The 18,246-nt window shown below is 72.2% G+C and carries 19 protein-coding genes and 1 pseudogene; 7 read left to right on the top strand and 13 right to left on the bottom strand.

Annotation, left to right across the window (positions count from 1 at the left end; all coding sequences use genetic code 11):
* Positions 1 to 40: 40 nt before the first annotated feature.
* Positions 41 to 403 (bottom strand): arsenate reductase family protein, encoded by a 363-nt coding sequence (locus ACIQMV_RS03645; protein ID WP_141361522.1) that lies wholly within the window; start codon positions 401 to 403, stop codon positions 41 to 43.
* A 201-nt stretch (positions 404 to 604) separates the two neighbouring features.
* On the opposite strand from ACIQMV_RS03645, the gene ACIQMV_RS03640 reads away from it, so the two are divergent.
* Complete coding sequence (locus ACIQMV_RS03640) at positions 605 to 1,324, top strand: dienelactone hydrolase family protein (protein WP_402590811.1); 720 nt, start codon at positions 605 to 607, stop codon at positions 1,322 to 1,324.
* A gap of 434 nt (positions 1,325 to 1,758) precedes the next feature.
* A complete protein-coding gene (locus ACIQMV_RS03635) occupies positions 1,759 to 2,073 on the top strand; it encodes a hypothetical protein (protein ID WP_141361526.1) in 315 nt (104 codons plus the stop codon).
* Between the two features lie 70 nt (positions 2,074 to 2,143).
* Here the strand turns inward: ACIQMV_RS03635 and ACIQMV_RS03630 are convergent, their stop codons facing one another.
* From ACIQMV_RS03630 to ACIQMV_RS03615, 4 genes are all read right to left on the bottom strand, one after another.
* Positions 2,144 to 3,328 (bottom strand): winged helix DNA-binding domain-containing protein, encoded by a 1,185-nt coding sequence (locus ACIQMV_RS03630; protein ID WP_402590809.1) that lies wholly within the window; start codon positions 3,326 to 3,328, stop codon positions 2,144 to 2,146.
* Positions 3,329 to 3,460: 132 nt separating this feature from the next.
* Positions 3,461 to 4,045 carry a hypothetical protein gene (locus tag ACIQMV_RS03625; protein ID WP_401771529.1) on the bottom strand — a complete coding sequence of 195 codons (585 nt, stop codon included), beginning with the start codon at positions 4,043 to 4,045 and terminating at the stop codon, positions 3,461 to 3,463.
* A 2-nt stretch (positions 4,046 to 4,047) separates the two neighbouring features.
* On the bottom strand, positions 4,048 to 4,971 hold the full coding sequence (htpX, locus tag ACIQMV_RS03620) for a zinc metalloprotease HtpX (RefSeq protein WP_402590806.1): 924 nt from the start codon (positions 4,969 to 4,971) through the stop codon (positions 4,048 to 4,050).
* A 167-nt stretch (positions 4,972 to 5,138) separates the two neighbouring features.
* Positions 5,139 to 5,396 (bottom strand): hypothetical protein, encoded by a 258-nt coding sequence (locus tag ACIQMV_RS03615; protein ID WP_141361534.1) that lies wholly within the window; start codon positions 5,394 to 5,396, stop codon positions 5,139 to 5,141.
* A gap of 394 nt (positions 5,397 to 5,790) precedes the next feature.
* Here ACIQMV_RS03615 and ACIQMV_RS03610 point away from each other — a divergent pair, with 394 nt between their 5' ends.
* Positions 5,791 to 6,060 (top strand): hypothetical protein, encoded by a 270-nt coding sequence (locus ACIQMV_RS03610; RefSeq protein WP_402590804.1) that lies wholly within the window; start codon positions 5,791 to 5,793, stop codon positions 6,058 to 6,060.
* A gap of 87 nt (positions 6,061 to 6,147) precedes the next feature.
* Here ACIQMV_RS03610 and glnA read toward each other — a convergent pair whose 3' ends face one another.
* Entirely contained in the window at positions 6,148 to 7,557 is a 1,410-nt protein-coding gene (glnA, locus tag ACIQMV_RS03605; RefSeq protein ID WP_141361538.1) for a type I glutamate--ammonia ligase, read from the bottom strand.
* Between the two features lie 208 nt (positions 7,558 to 7,765).
* On the opposite strand from glnA, the gene ACIQMV_RS03600 reads away from it, so the two are divergent.
* Entirely contained in the window at positions 7,766 to 8,233 is a 468-nt protein-coding gene (locus ACIQMV_RS03600) for an RDD family protein (protein WP_141361541.1), read from the top strand.
* Between the two features lie 214 nt (positions 8,234 to 8,447).
* Here the strand turns inward: ACIQMV_RS03600 and ACIQMV_RS03595 are convergent, their stop codons facing one another.
* The 4 genes from ACIQMV_RS03595 to lipB form a co-directional block, all read right to left on the bottom strand.
* Positions 8,448 to 9,149 carry a DUF4191 domain-containing protein gene (locus tag ACIQMV_RS03595; RefSeq protein ID WP_141361543.1) on the bottom strand — a complete coding sequence of 234 codons (702 nt, stop codon included), beginning with the start codon at positions 9,147 to 9,149 and terminating at the stop codon, positions 8,448 to 8,450.
* 94 nt (positions 9,150 to 9,243) lie between these two features.
* Positions 9,244 to 9,444: a hypothetical protein gene (locus tag ACIQMV_RS03590; RefSeq protein ID WP_141361545.1), complete on the bottom strand. Its 201-nt coding sequence runs from the start codon at positions 9,442 to 9,444 to the stop codon at positions 9,244 to 9,246.
* Between the two features lie 271 nt (positions 9,445 to 9,715).
* Positions 9,716 to 10,681 carry a lipoyl synthase gene (lipA, locus tag ACIQMV_RS03585; protein WP_141361547.1) on the bottom strand — a complete coding sequence of 322 codons (966 nt, stop codon included), beginning with the start codon at positions 10,679 to 10,681 and terminating at the stop codon, positions 9,716 to 9,718.
* Between the two features lie 118 nt (positions 10,682 to 10,799).
* The gene (gene lipB, locus ACIQMV_RS03580) at positions 10,800 to 11,597 is read right to left on the bottom strand and encodes a lipoyl(octanoyl) transferase LipB (RefSeq protein ID WP_402590800.1); all 798 of its coding nucleotides are present in this window, start codon (positions 11,595 to 11,597) and stop codon (positions 10,800 to 10,802) included.
* 244 nt (positions 11,598 to 11,841) lie between these two features.
* On the opposite strand from lipB, the gene ACIQMV_RS03575 reads away from it, so the two are divergent.
* Positions 11,842 to 13,332, top strand: coding sequence for a regulator (locus tag ACIQMV_RS03575; RefSeq protein ID WP_402590798.1), 1,491 nt, complete (start codon positions 11,842 to 11,844; stop codon positions 13,330 to 13,332).
* An 88-nt stretch (positions 13,333 to 13,420) separates the two neighbouring features.
* Here the strand turns inward: ACIQMV_RS03575 and ACIQMV_RS03570 are convergent, their stop codons facing one another.
* Positions 13,421 to 14,830, bottom strand: a complete 1,410-nt coding sequence (locus ACIQMV_RS03570; RefSeq protein WP_402590796.1) for an NAD(P)/FAD-dependent oxidoreductase — start codon at positions 14,828 to 14,830, stop codon at positions 13,421 to 13,423.
* Positions 14,831 to 15,033: 203 nt separating this feature from the next.
* The gene (locus ACIQMV_RS03565; RefSeq protein WP_141361552.1) at positions 15,034 to 15,930 is read right to left on the bottom strand and encodes a TIGR01777 family oxidoreductase; all 897 of its coding nucleotides are present in this window, start codon (positions 15,928 to 15,930) and stop codon (positions 15,034 to 15,036) included.
* Positions 15,931 to 16,001: 71 nt separating this feature from the next.
* Here ACIQMV_RS03565 and ACIQMV_RS03560 point away from each other — a divergent pair, with 71 nt between their 5' ends.
* Complete coding sequence (locus ACIQMV_RS03560) at positions 16,002 to 16,490, top strand: GNAT family N-acetyltransferase (protein WP_141361553.1); 489 nt, start codon at positions 16,002 to 16,004, stop codon at positions 16,488 to 16,490.
* A gap of 28 nt (positions 16,491 to 16,518) precedes the next feature.
* On the opposite strand, the gene ACIQMV_RS03555 is transcribed toward ACIQMV_RS03560, so the two are convergent.
* Positions 16,519 to 17,703 (bottom strand): MarP family serine protease, encoded by a 1,185-nt coding sequence (locus tag ACIQMV_RS03555; protein WP_402590793.1) that lies wholly within the window; start codon positions 17,701 to 17,703, stop codon positions 16,519 to 16,521.
* A gap of 190 nt (positions 17,704 to 17,893) precedes the next feature.
* Here ACIQMV_RS03555 and ACIQMV_RS03550 point away from each other — a divergent pair.
* A pseudogene (locus ACIQMV_RS03550) lies at positions 17,894 to 18,246 on the top strand (hypothetical protein); the annotation flags it as partial.

Below are 18,246 nucleotides of genomic sequence, written 5' to 3'. Positions count from 1 at the left end.
CGCGGGAGTTGGCAGTGCCGTGCGACGGGTCACGCGGCACTCACCCGCGTCCGAGCGCGTCCCGCACCGCTTCCTCGGTCCGGGCCACGACCGCCGTGCCGTCGTCGGCCGTGATGATCGGACGCTGGATCAGCTTCGGGTGCTCGGCCAGCGCCGCGATCCAGCGCTCGCGCGCCCCGGCGTCCCGCGGCCAGTCCTTCAGCCCGAGCTCCTTCGCCACGGCCTCCTGCGTCCGCGTGATGTCCCACGGCTCCAGCCCCAGCCGCCCGAGCACGTTCCGGATCTCCTCCGCGGTCGGTACGTCCTCCAGATAGCGGCGCACGGTGTACTCGGCACCCTCGGCATCGAGCACCCCGACGGCACTGCGGCACTTCGAGCAGGCCGGATTGATCCAGATCTCCATGCGGCCACGGTACGCGAGGACCGGGCGGCAAAAACCCGTTGGCGGACCACGGCGGCCACTGCTACTTTTCCGGAGGCCGTGCGAGAGAACAAGGAGGTGGTACCCGTGAACGTATCGACATGGGTGCTCCCCTCCGGGGTCACGGTCGGACGATAGGTCGTCCGGGAGCGCCGTTCCAGCGCACTCCCGAAAGGCACGACCATGCACTTCACTTCTGAACAGCGCCTCGACGACGGCGTCCTCGAACGCGAATTCACCCTCGGCGAGATCCCCGGCACCCTGTGGACGCCCGGATCCGCACCGGCCCCGCTGATCCTGATGGCCCACAACAACGGCCTGCCCAAGGGGGAGTCCCGGCTGGTGGCCCGGGCCCGGCACTCCGCCGCGCACGGCTACGCGGTGGCAGCCATCGACGCCCCCGGGTGCGGTGACCGGCCCCGTTCCGCCGCCGACGAGCAGGCCCGCGCCGACCTCCGCCGGGCGATGCGGGCCGGCGAGCCGGTCGATGAGATCTTCGAGTCCTTCATCGGCCCGCTGGTCGAAAAGGCGGTCCCGGAATGGCGGACCACCCTGGACGCCCTCCTTTCGCTGCCCGAGATCGGCGGCCCGGTCGGGTACTCGGGGTGGACCGCCGTCGGCATTCGGCTGGCGGTCCTCGAGCCGCGCATCGCGGCCGCCGGTTTCTTCGCCGGGGGTTACGTGCCCCGCGCCCAGCGCGAGGAGGCCCGGCAGGTCACCATTCCACTGCTGTTCCTGCTGCAGTGGGACGATGAAGGGAACCCCCGGCAGCGGGCCCTGGACCTGTTCGACGCCTTCGGCACCAAGGAGAAGACGCTGCACGCCAATCTGGGCGGGCACACCGGCACCCCGTGGTTCGAGGTGGAGGACGGGGCCCGGTTCTTCGGCCGGCACCTGAAGTGAGGCCGGGCCGCGGGGCCGGCAGCAGACGGTAAGCGGTGTCGGCCAGGACGCCGCTCATCGGGGACGGGGCCAGGCCCTCCTCAGCCCTCCGCGGCGCGGGCCCCTGCCAACTCGGCAGGGGCCCGCGCTGCCCGAAGCCATGAACTGTGCGTTTTCTGCAGAGCTTCGAGTGCTGCCCGAACTCGTGTTGAGGTGCTGTCGGTTCTCGTGAACAGAGCCGGCCGCCACGCCGAGGGGTCTTGTTCGAATTGCCGCCGCCTCACACGCATCTCGCACACCTGGTGTGACACGGCGTCAATTCCCTTGTTCACCTGGACGTTTGCGGGACTCTGTGGACTCCCTGGATGTCAGTGCCGGGCAGTAAACTGGGAGCAGTGTTCGAGAGCGTCGCCGGGGTCCCTTCGCGGCGCTCCCACCGCGACAGGAGGATGCCTGTGGCCGCTGCCGCACTGAAGCCGAAGCCGTTGCCGACCCAGTCCACCGCGAAGCGTCCCGTCCTGCTCGACCTCCCCTACGAACCCGTGGCGAAGCGGCCGTTGCCGCCGGGGCGTCCGCGTGAGTGGTACGTCATCCACAACCGCCGTCTGAAGGCGATGCGGCTCGCCATCGCCCTGCTCGACTCGGGCGTCTACATGCCGCACCAGGCCCGCGACGAGACGATCCGTTCCATAGCCGAACTCATCGGAGTGCACCCGCCGTCGAACACGACGTGTCACATGGTGCGGGCGCTGATGCGGTACTCGCGCTGACCCCGTGACGCCGGGCACCCCGCGCCCGCGGGGTGTCCGGCCCCGCCCATGCCACCGCCCACGCCACCGCCTACGCCGCCAGTTCCTTCTCCAGCGGTGTGCGGAAGCGCGGTGTGACCCGCGTCGGGCCGAGCCGGCTCCCCAGCTCCCGCGCCTGCCGGGCGATCGCCGCCTCCGCGTCCGCGCCCAGCCCTTCCCGGTCCAGGATCCGCCAGACGACCTCGCCGTCGGGTCGCTGGGCCCAGGCTCCGACGACCCGGCCGTTCCACCACACCGTCGGGCCGACGTTGCCGCTGCCGTCGAACAGCGCCGGCCGCAGCCCGGGCGCGAGGTACCAGTCCCGCTGCTGCCAGCCCATCGCCGTGGGGTCGAGAGCCGGCAGCAGGGCCGCCCACGGTTCGGCCGGGCCGGCCACCGGGGCGACGTCGTCCTCGGTGACGTACGCCGTGCCCTCGTCCACCCTCACCTCGCGCGCCCCCGCCGCGGCCAGCGCCCGCCGCACGTCCGTCACCCGCCAACCCGTCCACCACTTCAGGTCGGCCTCGGTCGCCGGACCGCAGGCCGCGAGCCAGCGGCGCAGCAGGTCGAGCTGGGCGCCGGCGACGTCCAGCTCGGGATGCTCGGGTGCGAGGGCCCAGCGGAACTGCGTGGACGTCCAGGAGCCGAGCGGCCGGCCCCGGACCACCTTGCCCTCCACACCCAGGACGCGCAGCAGCCGCGAGGAGACCGTGTGCACGCCCTCGTAGCTCTTCCCGGCCGCGTACGCGAACTGCTCCCGCAGCCGCGGCTCGTCCTGGGCGAGCTCGGTGGCCGTGGCCTGCCCGCGGCGGGCCAGCGCGGCCAGGGTCGACTCCTCGACCTCCTTCAGCCAGGCCGCGTCCGGCGCGCCCGCCTTCGCCATGTCCTTGAGCAGGGCGGCGCGGGCGCGGGCGGCGACGGCGATGCCGGTCGAGGCGTGGACGACGGCGGTCAGCTCCGCCGGGAAGACGAAGACGGTGTGCCGCATGCCGTGCATCCGCACCAGCGTGCGGTCCTCGTACAGCGCGCGCTCGGTCTGCGGCACCGTCCCGGCGGGTTCCGCCAGGCGGGCGTCCACGCCCAGGTACACCGTCGCCGGGTCCGTTCCGTGCAGTGCCACCAGCGCCCGTGCCACCTCCTCCGGCGTCCCCGCCCGCGTCCCTGTGGCCAGCCGGTGCCGCAGGGCCAGCCTGGCCCGCCGCTCCACCACGTCGATGTACCGGGGCTCCCCGCCCATGAGACCTCCACCCGTAGTAGTGCCTGACGGCATCCTGCCCGACACCACTGACACCGGGCCCTCGCGCTGAGGAGTTCCGCCGGGGCCGGAGAGGCTGGAGGGTCTGTGAGCGGGGCCGCTCACAGACCTCGCTCACAGACCGGGGGCGCCCCACACCGGGAACCAGCGGCTCAGGTCCGGCTCGATACGCAGATCGTCGGCCAGGGCCGCCTTCACCCGGATTTCCAGCGGGTTGTCGCGCCGCTGTGCCTGGCCGGCCAGCGGCGCGAACGGGTAGAAGGTGCCCCGCTTGTACAGGTACACCAGCGCCAGCCGCCGATCGGCGTCGTCGTGGAAGCCGGCCAGGGAGCACAGGAGTTGAGGGCCGAAGCCGTTGACCTCCATCGCGCTGTTCACCGCGTGCAGGTCGTTGACCAGCTCCGGCAGCTGGTCGGGGGTGCGGCGGGAGACCAGCCAGGAGTAGCCGTAGGAGTCCTGGGACAGCTCCACGGGCGGCCCCCCGCGCTCGGCGTCGGCGTCCAGCAGGGCCTGGACCTCGCGGTGCGTCTGCTCGAAGGCGGCTCCCTCGACCGTGGCGAAGCACACCGCGCCCTGCCCGGTCGGGGTGAAGCCGGCCGCCGCCTCAAGGGTGATGGCCGCCGACGGCAGCGCGAACAGCTGGTCCAGGTCGGGCAGGGCGGGTTTGGTACGGCCGAGCAGAATGTCCAGGAGCCCCATCCTCAGCCCGCCTTCCCCGGCGTCGCGGGCTCGCCCAGCTCGGCGGAGATCCGCGCCAGCTGCTCCAGCCGCCGCTCCAGGCTCGGGTGGGTGGAGAACAGCCGGGAGATGCCGGGCTCGGAGCCCAGCGCCGGTGTGAAGTAGAAGGCGTTGAAGGCCTGTGCGGTGCGCAGGTCCTCGGACGGGATCCGGCCGATGTCACCGGTCACCTTGGTGAGCGCGGAGGCCAGCGTCGAGGGCCGTCCGGTCAGCAGCGCCGCCGCGCGGTCCGCGGCCAGCTCCCGGTACCGGGACAGCGCCCGGATCAGCAGGAAGCTGATCGCGTACACGGCTGCCGAGACGCCCATCACCATGGCGAACAGGGCGAGGGTGTTCTGGTCCTTGCGCCCGCGCCCGCCGAACAGCTCCGAGTAGAAGGCGAACCGTACGACCAGGCCCGCGACCACACCGAGGAACGAGGCCACCGTGATCACGGCGACGTCCTTGTGCGCCACGTGCGACAGCTCGTGCGCGAGCACGCCCTCCAGCTCGGCGGGTTCCAGCCGCCGCAGCAGCCCCGTGGTCACGCACACCACGGCGTTGTCCGGGTTCCGTCCGGTCGCGAACGCGTTCGGCATGTCCATGCTGGACACGGCGACGGCCGGCTTGGGCATGTCCGCCATGGCGCACAGCCGGTCGACCACCGCGTGCAGCTCGGGATACTCCTCCCGCTCCACCACCCGGCCGTGCATCGCGAACAGGGCGATCCGGTCGGAGAACCAGTACTGGGCGGCGAGCACGCCGGCCGCGATCACCACGACCAGCACCCAGGACTTCAGCAGCACGATCAGCACGGCCACGAACGCCACGTACAGCAGCCCGAGCAGGAACAGCGTGACCCCCATGCGCACGGTCAGCCGTCGGTCGCTCCGGAAGCGGCTCTGCATCTTGCATCACCCCGCAGTCAGGCACTCGTCCCGCCATCCAGTGTGCACCTGCGGATGCCCATGAAGCGGTCCCGATCGGCTCCAGGAGGGGCAAAAGCCGCCTGTGAGTCCGCGTGCGCGCGGGGTGAGCGCCGGAGTCCTCCCCGGCCCCGGAAGACCCGGAGGCCTCAGAGGTGGCCGTGCGTCTGCGCGTACCCGAGCAGCACGATCACCGCGGCGACGCAGCCGAGGACCACGACCGTGGACATCCACGACGAGCGGCGCGGTGCGACCGGGTCCGGGTCGGCGCGGAACGGGACGGGCCCCGGCGGATTGTGCTTCCAGCGCGCGGCGAGCATCCGGGCACGGGCGGACGGCTCCTTGTGCTCGGCGGCGCGCGCCCACCGGTGATCGAACTCCCGCTCAAGGTCGTCGTTCTCGGTCATCCCCGTTACCTCTCCGGTCCTTATCCGTCCTTGATACCGACGAGGAATCATCCCCTGACTACGAGAGCGCTGGGAAGCGATCGTCACTGTGAGGCGATCGCTCAAGATGCTGTGTGCTCGCCGGGAAGCTAGCCTCTATGGGTGAGGGCGGCGGTCCGGGAACAAGCCCGGCGTCGGCCGAAGACTCTGCTCACGGGGCTGACAGCGCTACCGCGCGGGCCCCGCCGCCTGTACTCGCGCCAACACCTACGACCGCGCCGCCGAACCCTTTCCGGCTGCGGCCGCGGCCATGCTTCTCGTGCCCGAAACCGCACGAGGGGGTGGAAAGGAAGGTATTTCCATGAAAGCTCAGCGTGCAAGGCGTCTCCTCGCAACGTCCGCAGTCGGTGTTCTGATGGCGGCCGGCACCGCCCTCGGCGCGGCGGGCACGGCCTCGGCAGCGACCCCGGCCACGACTCCGGCCCATCTCTCCACTGTCTCCACCATCGTCAACCATGGTGGCGGTTGTGGCTGGTGGTCCCGCTGGTGCGGCGGTTACAGCCGCGGCGGCTTCTTCGGTCCCGGCTACGGAGGCTTCGGTGGCTACGGGGGCTACGGGGGCTACGGGTTCGGCGGCTACGGGTACGGCTTCGGCGGCGGCACGGTGGTGGTCGTGGTCCGCTGACGGACAACACGGCCAAGGGCCGCCCCCCGGTTCCCGGGGGGCGGCCCTCACCATGACGCCCTGCCGATCAGACGCCGCAGACGCCGATCACACGTCGAAGTACAGCTCGAACTCGTGCGGGTGCGGGCGCAGCTGGAGCGGGGCGATCTCGTTCGTGCGCTTGAAGTCGACCCACGTCTCGATCAGGTCGGACGTGAAGACGTCGCCCTGGAGCAGGAACTCGTGGTCGTCCTCCAGGGCCTGGAGGACGGCCTCCAGCGAGGTCGGGACCTGGGCGACGTTGGCGTGCTCCTCGGGAGCCAGCTCGTACAGGTCCTTGTCGATCGGCTCGGCCGGCTCGATCTTGTTCTTGATGCCGTCCAGGCCCGCGAGCAGCAGCGCCGAGAAGGCCAGGTACGGGTTGCCCGAGGAGTCGGGCGCGCGGAACTCCACGCGCTTGGCCTTCGGGTTGGAGCCGGTGATCGGGATGCGCATCGCGGCGGAGCGGTTGCGCTGCGAGTACACCAGGTTCACCGGGGCCTCGAAGCCCGGCACCAGACGGTGGTACGAGTTCACCGTCGGGTTGGTGAAGGCGAGCAGCGCCGGGGCGTGCCTGAGGATGCCGCCGATGTAGTAGCGGGCGGTGTCCGACAGGCCCGCGTAGCCGGCCTCGTCGTAGAAGAGCGGCTCGCCGTTGCTCCACAGCGACTGGTGCACGTGCATGCCGGAGCCGTTGTCGCCGAAGATCGGCTTCGGCATGAAGGTGGCCGTCTTGCCGTTGCGCCAGGCGACGTTCTTCACGATGTACTTGAAGAGCTGGAGGTCGTCGGCGGCGGCGAGCAGCGTGTTGAACCTGTAGTTGATCTCGGCCTGGCCGGCGGTGCCCACCTCGTGGTGCTGGCGCTCCACCTTCAGGCCGTTCTTCGCCAGCTCCAGGGAGATCTCCGCGCGCAGGTCGGCGAAGTGGTCGACCGGCGGGACCGGGAAGTAGCCGCCCTTGTAGCGGACCTTGTAGCCGCGGTTGTCCTCCACCGCGCCGGTGTTCCAGGCGCCCGCCTCGGAGTCGATGTGGTAGAAGGACTCGTTCTCGGCGGTCCGGAAGCGGACGTTGTCGAAGACGTAGAACTCCGCCTCGGGACCGAAGAACGCGGTGTCGGCGATCCCGGTGGACGCGAGGTACGCCTCGGCCTTCCTCGCCACGTTCCGCGGGTCACGGGAGTACTGCTCGCCGGTGATCGGGTCGTGGATGAAGAAGTTGATGTTGACGGTCTTGTCCCGGCGGAACGGGTCCACACGCGCGGTGGACAGGTCGGCCCGCAGGGACATGTCGGACTCGTGGATGGCCTGGAAGCCACGGATCGAGGACCCGTCGAACGCCTGCTCCTCGTCGGGGTCGAACGCCTCGGCGGGCAACGTGAAGTGCTGCATGACGCCCGGCAGGTCGCAGAAGCGGACGTCGATGAACTTGACGTCCTCGTCCGCGATGTACTTCTTGGCCTCGTCGGCGTTCTGGAACATCCAGCTCCTCCTACTCCCGACCGTCCCGCCGGGGTGGTAGATCGTGGTGCGGCCGGTGCGGTGGCACACGCTGGGCTCGACCCTAGGGACGCGTGATTTCCCGGGCGTGACCCGTTTGTTTCGCTGAAGTTAACCGGCTCGGGTGGCGGTCGCGGTCGCGGACACCCCGCCGACCCCCCTGATTCCAGCGTCGCAGTACGGTGGTCGGGTGGACAACAGGCAAGCATGGGGATCATGGCTGTCCGGGCCGCGCGCGGCCATGGAGGACGCCGGCGCGGACTTCGGCTACCGGGGCCGGCAGCTGGGGCTGCCGGAGCAGGGGCCCGGCTCGATCGCCGGTCCGGGACGGCGGCTCGGCGCTCTGGCCGTCGACTGGGCGCTGTGCCTGTGGATCGCCTACGGCCTGATCACGCACGGCTACTACCAGGCCACGAGCAACTGGGCGCTGCTCATCTTCCTGGCGCTGGGCATCCTCACCGTCGGCACGATCGGCTTCACGCCCGGCAAGCGCCTGTTCGGCCTGCGCGTCGTCGCCCTCGCCACCGGCCGGGTGCAGCCGCTGCGCGCCCTGCTGCGCACGGTCCTGCTGTGCCTGGCCGTTCCCGCCCTGATCTGGGACCGCGACGGCCGCGGTCTGCACGACCGGCTGGCGGGCACGGTGGAGGTGCGCATCTGACCGCGGGAGCCGACCGCGGGATCCAGTGACGGGAGTCGGCCGCCGGAGCCCGCCGCAGGATCGGGTCGCGCAAGCGCGCCGCAGGATCTCGGTGGCGTGAGCCGGTCGCGGCTCCAGCGCTCGTACGCGCGCGAGACGTCCCCACGACGACGGGGGCGCCCGGAGTGGTCTCCGGGCGCCCCCGTCGTCGTAGAGAGAGGGTGTCTGCGCGGGATCAGCGGGCCTTCGGGCCGCCCTTCGGCATCCGCATGCCCTTCGGCATCGGACCCTTCGGCAGCGGCATGTTGCTCATCAGGTCGCCGAGGGCGCGCAGCCGGTCGTTGGTGGTGGTGACCTGCGGGCCGGTCAGCACGCGCGGGAACTTCAGCATGGTCGTGCGCAGCTTCTTCAGCGGGACCTGACCGTCGCCGTTGCCGACGATCACGTCGTGCACCGGGACGTCCGCGACGATCCGGTTCATCTTCTTCTTCTCGGCGGCGAGCAGGGACTTCACCCGGTTCGGGTTGCCCTCGGCGACCAGCACGATGCCGGCCTTGCCGACCGCGCGGTGCACCACGTCCTGGCTGCGGTTCATGGCCACCGCCGGGGTGGTGGTCCAGCCGCGGCCCACGTTGTCCAGGACCGCCGCTGCGGCGCCCGGCTGGCCCTCCATCTGCCCGAAGGCGGCGCGCTCGGCCCGGCGTCCGAAGATGATCGCCGTCGCGAGGAAGGCGAGCAGCAGGCCCAGGATGCCGGCGTAGTACGGGTGGCCGATCGCGAAGCCGATCCCGAGAAGGACGCCGAAGGTGATGATGAAGACACCCGCGAGTACCAGACCGATCTTGTTGTCGGCCTTGCGGGTCATCTTGTAGGTCAGGGCGATCTGTTTCAGTCGCCCGGGGTTGGCAGCCTCGGCTGCGTTGTCCTTCCTCGCCATGCCACGAAGTCTACGTGGCCCCCGGAGCGGCCCACGACGGCAGTGCCCGTACGGGCCCGGGGTGGAGAGCGGAAAGGGGTTGGGGGAGCGGCGGTCAGGGGCCGACGGCCGGGAACTGGTCGAGGACGCGCTGCGCCTCGACGCGGTCCTTGGCCCGGCGTCGGTCCTCGAGGACGGAGTTCCAGGCGTTGCGGCGGGCGGTGCGCTGGCCGCTGCTCATGAGCAGGGACTCGACCGCACGCAGTGCGTCGGTGACGGACGGAATGGCGGTGGCGCGAACGTGCGCGGCCTGCATGGGAGGTCCCCCTCATGACGGCTCTTGGTCTACGGGCTGTGAGTCCAGGGTCACTGCTTGGTGTTACCAGGGCGTGACCGGCCGGTCAAACACCGATGAAGCCTCGCGGCCGCGGTCCGAAAGACTGACGCGGCCCCGACCGGGCCGCTCATCTGCGGCAACGGTCGGGACCGCGTCGTATCGGCCACTACCGGTCAGTTGGCTCTTGTGCCCGATTTCACACACTTGCCCGCCCGCTTGCGGGACAGGGATGGTGACGGTCGGTCAGCCGTCAGACCGCCTGGGCGGCGATGTAGGTGCCCCGCTTCTCGACGGCCATCCGGTACAGCCGTCCGGCGCGGTAGGAGGACCGTACCAGCGGACCCGACATCACGCCCGAGAAGCCGATCTGCTCGGCTTCCTCCTTCAGCTCGACGAACTCCTGCGGCTTGACCCACCGCTCCACCGGGTGGTGGCGCACCGAGGGGCGCAGGTACTGGGTGATGGTGACCAGCTCGCAGCCCGCGTCGTGCAGCTGCTTGAGCGCCTCGACGACCTCCTCGCGGGTCTCGCCCATGCCGAGGATGAGGTTCGACTTGGTCACCAGGCCGAAGTCGCGGGCCTCGGTGATGACCTTCAGGGAGCGCTCGTAGCGGAAGCCGGGGCGGATCCGCTTGAAGATCCGCGGCACGGTCTCGACGTTGTGCGCGAAGACCTCGGGGCGCGAGGCGAAGACCTCGGCCAGCTGCTCGGGGACCGCGTTGAAGTCGGGGGCCAGCAGCTCGACCTTGGTACGGCCGTCCTCGCGGTCCGCCGTCTGCTGGTGGATCTGGCGCACGGTCTCGGCGTACAGCCAGGCGCCGCCGTCCTCCAGGTCGTCGCGGGCGACGCCGGTGATGGTGGCGTAGTTCAGGTCCATGGTGACCACGGACTCGCCCACGCGGCGCGGCTCGTCGCGGTCCAGGGCCTCGGGCTTGCCGGTGTCGATCTGGCAGAAGTCGCAGCGCCGGGTGCACTGGTCGCCGCCGATGAGGAAGGTCGCCTCGCGGTCCTCCCAGCACTCGTAGATGTTCGGGCAGCCGGCTTCCTGGCAGACCGTGTGCAGGCCCTCGCTCTTCACGAGGTTCTGCATCTTGGTGTACTCGGGACCCATTTTCGCCCGGGTCTTGATCCACTCGGGCTTGCGCTCGATGGGGGTCTGACTGTTGCGGACCTCCAGGCGCAGCATCTTGCGTCCGTCGGGTGCGACTGCGGACACGACCGGCTCCCTGTAGCTTCGATTCTTCGGCGTACACCAGGGTACGCCCGTGCTTGTTGCGCCCCGTCGGTGAGGCCAACCTGCGGGCCTGGGGGATCATTCCCCGGGCGGGGCCCGGTCAGGCGGTGGCCCTCTCGATCTCCCGCGGCTTCAGGTCCGCGTTCTGCAGGACGTCCCGCAGGTGCCGTTCGACGACCGGCAGCACTTCCACGATCGCGACGTCCCGGCCGAGCTCGGCCGCCAGCGAGGCGACGCCGGCGTCCCGGATCCCGCACGGGATGATCTTGTCGAACCACTTGTTGTCCGGGTTCACGTTGAGCGCGAAGCCGTGCATCGTGACGCCCTTGGCGACCCGGATCCCGATCGCCGCGATCTTGCGGTCCTCGCGGCGCTGGCCGGCGTTGGAGGGGGCGTACTCCGGGCCGTTCAGCCGGGGGTCGAACTCCTCGTCGGCCAGGCGCGGGTCGAAGTCCAGGGACAGCCCGCCCAGGGCGGGCCGCTGCTCGACCGGGTCGCCGAGCACCCACACTCCGCTGCGGCCCTCGACGCGGGTGGTCTCCAGGCCGAAGTCCGCGCAGGCGCGGATCAGCGCCTCCTCCAGGCGGCGCACGTGGGCCACCACGTCCACCGGGCGGGGCAGCTTCTGGATCGGGTAGCCGACCAGCTGGCCGGGACCGTGCCAGGTGATCTTGCCGCCGCGGTCCACGTCGATGACGGGCGTGCCGTCGAGCGGGCGCTCGCTGTCCTCGGTCCGCCGGCCGGCCGTGTAGACCGGGGGGTGCTCCAGGAGCAGCACGGTGTCGGGGACCTCGTCCGCGAACCGGGCGGCGTGCACCCGGCGCTGCTCGTCCCAGGCCTGGACGTAGTCCACGGCCTCGGCACCGAATCCCATGCGGACGAACCGCAGCTCACTCACGGCAAACGCCTCCCCGGAAGGTCGTAAGGCACGAAACGTGCCCACGTCACTGTACGTCCGGCCGGCACGCGTCAGCCTCGCGGGCAATCCTCACACGATCGGATGAATGATGGTCGAACTCTGCGGTCGGTTGCTCACTCTCCGCTACATTCGCGCCGTTCATGAGGCCATAAGGGCTGCTCACAGGCAATCCGGGCACCACGCGGCCGCGTGGCTGCCCGAGAGGCAGGAGACCGCACCGCAGATGACGGAACGACCCGCGCAGCGCACTCCCAACCGCCAGCTCGCCGCGCTCATCGCAGAAGCGGGGTTCTCGAACGCGGGTCTGGCCCGTCGCGTCGACCAGCTCGGTCTCGAACACGGGCTGGACCTGAGATACGACAAGACGTCGGTCACCCGCTGGCTGCGCGGCCAGCAGCCGCGGGGCACCACGCCCGCCCTCATCGCGGAGGTGTTCACCCGGCGCCTGGGCCGCCGCCTGACCGCCCAGGACCTCGGCCTGGACGCCTGCGCCCCGGTGTACGCGGGGCTGGAGTTCGCCGCCACCCCGGAGGAGGCCGTCGACATCGTCGGCGGGCTGTGGCGCAAGGACTGCGGCAGCCACGCCGAACTGCGCAGGATCGCCTTCACCCCGGCGGGCCTCGTCGTGCCCAGCCGGGACTGGCTGATCGGGCGGGCCGACGACCGGGTCGCCCGCGCGGAGGCACCGGCCACCCGGGTCCCCGTCCAGGGGTACCCGGACCGGCCCGCCCTCGTCGTGCCCGACCCCTCGGTGCCCGGCGTGCCCCGGCAGCGCGGCCGGGCCGAACGGGGCCCGGCCGGACGGGAGGCGGGCCGGAAGGTCACCGCCGGCGACATCGCCGCCCTGCGCTCGGTCGGCGAGCTGTTCCGCACCCTCGACGACCTGTACGGCGGCGGCCATGCCCGCCAGGCCCTGGTGCGCTACCTGGAGCACGAGTGCGAGCCGATGCTGCGCGGCACCTACGGCGAGCAGACCGGCCGCCGGCTCTTCGGCGCCGCCGCCGACCTGACCCGGCTCGCCGGCTGGACGTCGTTCGACATCGCCGCGCACGGGCTCGCCCAGCGCTACTTCGTGCAGGCGCTGCGGCTCGCCCAGGCCGCCGGGGACCGGCCCTACGGCGCCTATGTGCTGGTCACCATGAGCCGGCAGGCCGTCTACCTCGGACACGGGCGGGAGGCCGTACAGCTCGCACGGGTGGCCCAGCAGGGGCTCGGCGGCTCCGCCCCGCCCGCCGTGCAGTCGCTGCTGCACGCCGCCGAGGCGCGCGGGCACGGCGTGCTGGGCGAGGTGCGCGCCTGCACCGCGTCCCTGGTGCGCGCCGAGCGCTTCCTGGAGGCGGCCCGGCCCGGGGACGAGGTGCCCTCCTGGGCGCGCTTCGACGAGGCGCAGCTGGCCGACGAGTCCGGGCACTGCCACCGGGACCTCCAGCAGTACCGGGCCGCCGCGCAGCACGCCGAACGCGCCCTGCGGCTGCGCGCCCCGGCGCACGCCCGCAGCCGGCTGTTCTGCCGGGTGGTCCTGGCCACCGCCCGCCTCGGCCTCGGCGACCTGGACCAGGCCTGCCGCCTGGCCGCCGAGGCGGCGGCCCAGGCCGCGGACATGCGCTCGGTCCGGGCGGTGGAGTACGTCAAGGACTTCGAACGCCGCCTGGAACCGTACAAGGACGCGACACCCGTACGCGGCTACCGGGACAAGGTGGCGGCGTTGGGTTGAGTCCCGGGGACGGGGTGGCGGTGTTGGGCCGAGGCCCGGGGCAACGGCGGTGGTGCCGGGGCAAGTTCCGGGACGGGGCGGTGGCGGCTCAGGCGGCGGCTTTCGGTTCCGCCCGGTGCATCGGGCGGCCGGCCCCCAGGTCGCCCAGGATCGCCGCGGCGGCCCGGTGGGCCGAGTGCAGCGCCCCCTGGACGGTGCTGGTGTCCCGGTGGTCGCCGCACACGTACAGGCCCGCCAGCAGCCGCACCGGGCGCCGTGGGTCGTGCGGGGGGCGCATCGCGGGGACGGCCTCGGGGGTGTGGTGCACGGCGAGCGTCTCCCAGCGGGCGGTGGAGGTGCCGTAGAGGCGGGACAGATGGCGGCGTACGGCCGTGTCGACGTCGGCCGGGGGCACGCCCAGGACCGTCGACGACACCAGGGCGCGGCCGGCGGGCGCGCGGGAGGGGTCGACGCGGCTGACCACCGCCGTGTGCGCCACCGGGCCGCCGCGCTCCGCATCGAGCAGCAGGTACCCGCCCGTCTCCGGGGGCTCGTCGGTCGTGTGGTGGACCACCGTCACCGGGTGGAAGTCCGGTACGCGCAGCCCGGGCAGCAGCTCGGCGGCGGCACGCGCGTCGGTGGCGACCAGCACGGCCTTGCAGCGGATCTCGCCGTGCTCGGCGGTGGTCACCGAGGTCGTGGAGACCGAGGTGGCCCGTACGCCGGTGTGCACGGTGCCGGGCGGCAGCGTGCGCGCGAGCAGCTCCGGCAGGACCTCGGCGCCGCCCTCCGGCAGACACAGCCGGCCGGAGGCGAAGGAGTGCAGGGCCAGGTCCGCGCAGCGGCTGGACGTGGTGAGGTCCGGGTCGCACAACAGGGCGGCGAGCAGCGGACGCAGGAAGCCGTCGACCGTGCGGGCGGGCAGGCCGCGGGCGGCCAGCGCCTGCTGGGCCGTCAACTCGGTCCGCGACAACAGGCGTTCGACCGGTGTGGCGGCGATCCGGCCGAGCGCGGCGCGCAGCCGCAGCGGCGCGCCGACCCCGCGGCGTCCGGGCGGCGGACCGTCGAGGAACGGCACGGCGGACGACCGGGGAACGGACGGCAGGGAGAGGGGCGCACGGGCGAGGGACGACGGCCGGGGGACCGGCGGGCGGGGGGCGCTCGCCAGGGCGCGCACTACGTGAAGTGCGCTCCTCGCGCTCCCTCCGTGCGCCGGAGCGCCCGCGCGGAGGTGCCGTCCGTCGCTGTGCAGCAGGACCCCCGGCGCGAAGGGACGCAGCACGAGCGCGTCGAGCCCCGGGCTCAGGGCCAGTTGGGGGTACGACGTGTTCAGCAGCTGTCCGATCCGGTCGAGCCGGAACCCGTCGACCTTCTCCGTCGACATGCGGCCGCCCACGTAAGGGGCGGCCTCCAGGACCGCGGTCGTCACTCCTGCACTGGTCAGTCGATGCGCTGCCGCGAGCCCGGCGACCCCGGCTCCCACAACGACGACGTCCGCCTGATACGCGGGCTCAAGCACGTGCCCCTCCTCGAGGTTGCGCGGCCGGTGGGGCGGTGATGCCCGCGACCGGCGTCAGGAATACCCGAGTTCGCGTCGAGATTAGGGCCGTGCCCGGTCAGCGACAGTCGCGCATCAACAGGGCACGGTCGCACGGCGGTCGCACACGGTCGCAAGGTGTTCCGCACGCGATCGCAAAGTGGCACGGCGAGTGGCCACAGACGTCACAGCGCCGCACGGACGGCGTCCTCGATCCCCGGAAAGGCGAACGAGAACCCCGACTCCAGCAGCCGCTTCGGCACCACCCGCGCGCTGCCCAGCACATCGCCCGCCATCTCCCCGAGCGCCGCGCGCAGGACCGGCGCCGGCACGGAGAACAGCGTCGGCCGTTGCAGCACCCGGCCCATGGCCGCGGTGATCTCACCGTTCGTCAGCGGCTGCGGCGCGGTGAGGTTGACCGGCCCGGACAGGCTCTCGGTGTCCAGCAGATGGCGCAGCGCGGCCACCTCGTCGTGCAGCGCGATGAACGACCAGAACTGCCGCCCGTCTCCCAGCCGCCCGCCCAATCCGGCCTTGAACAGCGGGAACAGCCGTCCCCACGCCCCGCCCTCACGGGCCACCACCAGCCCGGTGCGGGCGAACACCGTCCGGACGCCCGCCTCCCGCGCGGGAGCCGCGGCCTGCTCCCACTCGACGCACAGCGCCGGCAGAAAACCGTCCCCGGGCGGCGCGTCCTCGTCGACGGCGCGCTCGCCGGTGTCGCCGTAGTAGCCGATCGCGCTGCCGCTGACGAACACCCGCGGAGGCGCGTCCAGGGAGGCCACGGCCTCGGCGAGCGCCGTCGTGCCGAGCACCCGGCTGTCCCGGATCGCCTTCTTGTACTCCCGCGTCCACCGGTGGTCGCCCACGCCCGCGCCCGCCAGGTTGACCACCGCGTCGCACCCGGCGAGCCCCGCCGCGTCCACGTACCGGCCGACGGGATCCCAGCAGACCTCGTCCTCGCCGCGGGCCGAACGGCGCACCAGGCGCACCACCTCGTGCCCGTCCGCGACCAGGGACCGCACCAGGGCACTGCCGATCAGACCGGACGCGCCGGCCACCGCGATTCGCGAACGTTCCATGCGCCCATCCTGCCCGCCGGGCCGCGAAAATCCCGGCGGGCCGGTCCGGTCCGCGCCGTAGAGTGACCGTCATGCCGGTTCCCTCCATACGCCACGCCACATTGGACGACGAGGACGGTCTCGGCCGGCTCGACCGTGAGACCTGGTCCACGACGCACGCGGTCGCCCCGCCCCCGCGGCAGCCCTACGAGCCCTTCTTCACGCACCGGTCGGGACCGCGCGACCACCTGGTCGCCGAGCTCGGCGGCCGTCTGGTCGGATACATCCGCCTCGGCTTCCCCACCGGACTGGCGTCGAACGCGCACGTCCGGCAGATCCACGGACTCGCCGTGGCCGAGGAGGCCCGCGGCAGCGGGGTGGGCCGCGCCCTGCTGCGTGCCGTCGTCGAGGAGGCCCGCCGCCAGGGCGCCCGCCGGATCACCCTGCGGGTGCTGGGCCACAACACCCCCGCCCGCAAGCTGTACGAGTCCGAGGGCTTCGTGGTGGAGGGCGTCCAGCCGGAGGAGTTCCACCTGGACGGCGTCTACGTCGACGACGTCCTCATGGGCCGCTTCCTGTGAGCCGCGGGGCCCGACGCGAGGCCCCGAGTCACGAGGTCACCAGCCCGCCCGTGTCCACCGGCGCGGTCGCGTGTGCCGCCCGCTGCGCGTCCGGGGCGACTTCGGCCGCCGTCAGGACGTATCCCGTCTCGTTGTCGGAGGTGGAGCGGGCGAAGACCACGCCGAAGACCCGGCCGTCCGTGGTGAGCAGCGGACCGCCGGAGTTGCCGGGGCGGACCGTGGAGCGGATCGAGTAGATCTCCCGGGTGACCGTGCCGTTGTTGTAGATGTTCTGGCCCGTCGCCCGGATCCGGTTCGCCACCGTCGCCGCCTGGAGGTTCAGGTCGCCGTCCTGCGGATAGCCCGCGACCACCGCCGAATCGCCGCGCACGGCGGCGTCGTCGAACCGCAGCACGGGGGCCTCCAGCCCGGGGACGTAGAGCACGGCCACGTCCCGGTGCGGGTCGAACAGCACCACCCGTGCCTCGTACGACCGCCCGACGCCGCCGATCCGCACGGCCGGATCGTCGACGCCCGCCACCACGTGCGCGTTGGTCATCACATGCTCCCGCGCGTACACGAACCCGCTGCCCTCGCGGCCCTGGTTGCCCGCGGCGCCCTCGATCTTGACCGTGCTGAACCGGGCGGCGTTCGTCGCGCTCTCCGTCACGCTGTCCCCGGAGGGCCGGGCGACGCCCGCCGCCGGCTCGCTCTCGAAGGGGTTGAAGACCTGCGGGAAGCCCGCCTCGGTCAGCGCGGAGGTGGCACGCGAGAACCAGGCCGGGGTGGTCTCCGGCATCGCGTTCTGCACGGTGCCCAGAAGTCTGGAGTCGCGTATCGCCGACGTCACCACCGGGGAGGAGGAGGCGCCCAGGACGCTCGCCGCCACCCAGGCCACGATCAGCACCGCCACCGTGTTGGCGGCGGCCCCGCCGATGCCGTCGGCCACCCGCAGCGGTCCGCGGTCCAGCTCGCGCCGCAGCCGCAGCGCCAGGCGGCCCGCCAGCTCGTGCCCCACCACGGCCGGCACCAGCACCGTGAGCACGGCGGTGACCGTCGCCGTGGTCGTCCCGCGCGTGACGAAGTCCATCACCCATGGCAGGATCCACACGCCGACGACGGCACCGCCGACGAAACCGGCCAGCGAGACACAGCCGGCCACCAGTCCCCGCCGGTAGCCGGACGCGGCGTAGACGAGGATCACCAGCACCAACAGCAGGTCGAGCAGGTTCACTCACGCCGCCTTTCTCCTCGGATCCACACATACGCGCGGGACGGGTCCAGTGATCAGCCACGCACACGTGGATCCGGGGACCGGCCACGTGTACGTGTACCCCCATAAACGTCCTGGACCAGGACGTTGGTTCCACCAGGTGGCAGAGTGCACATCGCGGACGGACCGGAACCGCCCCGAGAGTGGGCTCATGCGTGCGGTGCCGAGGGCCGGGCGGCCGCGCAGCGCTCTCGTGGCGCTCGTGTGCTGCCTGCCGGGTGTCGCCGCCGTCGGCGCGCTGCTGCCGTACGTGTCCGGCTCCGGACGGACGCCGTCCGTGCCCGTGTGGGCCGCCGTGCCCGGTCCGGCGGCCCCGGCGCACGACGCGCCCAGGTCGCGGATCGTGCCCCGCTCGGCCTGGCTGGACGCAACTCCCCGGGCCTCTCGGCTCTCCGAAGTCTCTCGGCTGTCCTGGGCCTCCTCGGCTTCCGGGGCCTCCCGGCTGTCCTGGGCCTCCCGAACCTCCGGGGTTTCCGGGCACTCCTGGGTCTGCCGGGGCTCCTG

The organism is Streptomyces sp. NPDC091412 (assembly GCF_044756885.1).
Lineage (GTDB): Bacteria > Actinomycetota > Actinomycetes > Streptomycetales > Streptomycetaceae > Streptomyces.
Note: the sequence above shows the minus strand (reverse complement) of the source record. Positions and strands in the feature narration are given on the sequence as shown.